Source organism: Methyloceanibacter sp. (assembly GCF_049590335.1).
Taxonomy (GTDB): domain Bacteria; phylum Pseudomonadota; class Alphaproteobacteria; order Rhizobiales; family Methyloligellaceae; genus Methyloceanibacter.
The window spans coordinates 1-2,252 of record NZ_JBAWCQ010000005.1 but is presented as its reverse complement, the minus strand read 5'-3'; the positions used below and the strand labels follow the sequence as shown (position 1 = coordinate 2,252).

Here is a 2,252-nt window from a genome sequence, read left to right as displayed (position 1 = left end):
AATCAAAACCATCGTCGTGATCTACGCCGAGAACCGCAGCTTCACGCATCTGCTGCCCGATTTTCCCGGAACGCTCAATGTCGAGGACGCACCGAAAGCCTCGATCCTCCAGAAGGACCGCGACGGCTCCGTGCTGCCCTCGCTCCCGCCCGTTTGGCAAAAGCATGCCGCGAAGCCCGATCCGGCCTATCCAGCCTCGATGCCGAACGCTCCGTTCCGCATCAGCGCCCCGCCCTATAACCGGCCGCCCGACGTCCTCAACCGCACGCCGGTCCATCGCCTCTATCAAAACCGCGCCCAGATCAATGGCGGCTCGAAAGACCTGTTCGTTGCCTGGACGGATACCGGCTCCCTCGCCATGGGCAACTTCGCCGGCAAGGGGACGCACCTGTACCGGCCCGCCAAGGAGTTCACGCTCGCGGACCAGTTCTTACAGGCGGCCTATGGCGGTTCGAACCTCAATCACTTTTTCCTCGCTTGCGCCTGCTCCCCGCCCTTCCCCAACGCGCCGGAACACCTCCGCGTAGTTTTGAATGAGAAGGGCGACCTGAAGCTCGCTCCCGACTCGCCGAAATCAGCGCTGTAAGGCCCACCCATCTGGGTCCAGGACGGCAGCGTCTCGCCGGACGGTCATGTGGTGAACACGGTTCAGCCGGCCTATCAGCCGAGCGGTATCGCCCCCGCCAAACACGGCGACCCGCAATTCGCCGACCCGGAGAAATATCCGCTGCCGGCGCTTGAGCTCCCCACACTAGGCGACCGGCTGTCGGAGAAAGGCGTCGACTGGGCTTGGTATGCACAAGGCTGGAAGGTTGCGCTCGCCTATCGCGGCGCGATCTACAACAAATTGGGCACGGTGAACTTTCAGCCGCACCATCAGTCGTACAACTACTTCGCCAAATACGCGCCTGGTACGAAGGCACGCGGAAAGCGCCTGAAGGACATGGAGGATTTCTGGCTGGCGGCCCGAAAGGGCACCCTGCCCGCCGTTGTCTTCGTCAAGCCCGACGGCACCAGCAATCAGCATCCCGGCGAGAGCACCATGGCCGCGGGCGATCTCATGATCGCCAGAATTGTCGGCACGCTCCGGCGCAGCCCCCAATGGGATAACATGGCGATCATCATCACCCATGACGAGAACGGCGGCTTCTGGGGCCCGGCCCCGCCGTCCGACGGCGATCGTTGGGGCCCGGGAACGCGCGTGCCCACGGTCATCGCGTCGCCTTAAGCCAAAAAGGGCTTCGTCGACCATTCGATCTACGACACCACGTCCATCCTGGCGTTCATCTCGAAACGGTTCGGCCTCGAGCTCCTGCCCGGCATTCGGACGCAGTGCGGCGACTTACGCAACGCGTTCGCGATCGCCGACGACTGAGCCTGGCCTCAGATCCCCTGCCCGATCATGAGACTTTGCGGGCAACGATGAACGGCACCGAGACATCCGTCCCGAAGTGCCGCGTTTCCAATATATCGAACCCTTGCGCGGCGACGCGCTGCTTGAGTTCGGCCTCGTTCTGGAACTGGACGAACGGCGCCAGCCCGAGCAACTGCATGACGGGCAAAACGACTTTCATGAGCCGATATTTGAGCGGCGCCGCCGGGCCCAGATGGCAAAACGTCTTGGAGATGAACAGCCCGCCCGGTTTCAAGACCGACGCGATACTGCGGAGGTCCTCGTCGAGCCTCGGCAGCAAATGCAGCAGGTTGAAGCCGAGAACCGCGTCGAAAGAATTGGTCGTCCCTACGATGTCCCCGACGCCGGCCGTTTTGAAGGCGACATTCCGCGCGCCGCGCGCAAAAGCCGTTTCGCTCGCGATGCGGATCATGCCGCTCGAGATGTCGCTCCCTACATATTCCTGTACGCTATCGCAAAGCTGCAATGCCGTCGCTCCCGTGCCGCATCCCACCTCCAACACATACTGATCCTTTGCCAAATAGGACCGCGTGCGATCGAGCGTGGCGTTGTAGGCCTGCATGTTGGCGATCGGCTTCTTGGCGTACTTCTCCGCCTGCCCATTCCAAAACTGTGCAGCATTTTTCATGAGTGAGCTCCCTTCGAACACAGGGATACTTATACAGTCTTGAAATGTTAATTGCCTAAAATCGCAGTAAGTGTATGCAGATGTGCATGAACTGGCAGGCCATATCTTTCGACTGGAACCAAGTCCGCGCCTTTCTCGCGACCGCTGAGGAAGGTTCGTTCTCCGGCGGCGCGCGGGTGCTGGGCCTGACGCAACCCACGCTGGGCCGCC

Annotated in this window: 2 protein-coding genes and 1 pseudogene; 2 read left to right on the top strand and 1 reads right to left on the bottom strand. The window is 61.6% G+C overall.

The features are described from left to right. The first annotated feature begins 16 nt into the window (after window positions 1–16). Window positions 17–1,375 (top strand): annotated as a pseudogene (gene acpA / locus WBQ77_RS00460) (acid phosphatase). Between the two features lie 25 nt (window positions 1,376–1,400). On the opposite strand, the gene WBQ77_RS00455 reads toward acpA, so the two are convergent. Beyond that, window positions 1,401–2,042 (bottom strand): class I SAM-dependent methyltransferase, encoded by a 642-nt coding sequence (locus WBQ77_RS00455; RefSeq protein ID WP_424044792.1) that lies wholly within the window; start codon window positions 2,040–2,042, stop codon window positions 1,401–1,403. Between the two features lie 74 nt (window positions 2,043–2,116). Here WBQ77_RS00455 and WBQ77_RS00450 point away from each other — a divergent pair. After that, on the top strand, window positions 2,117–2,252 hold a 136-nt coding region (locus tag WBQ77_RS00450), incomplete at its 3' end, for a LysR family transcriptional regulator (protein ID WP_424058419.1).

What these genes read in the sequence shown, in the direction of transcription:
- WBQ77_RS00455 (WP_424044792.1), bottom strand. Translation starts at nt 2,042, where the DNA reads ATGAAAAATGCTGCACAGTTTTGGAATGGGCAGGCGGAGAAGTACGCC.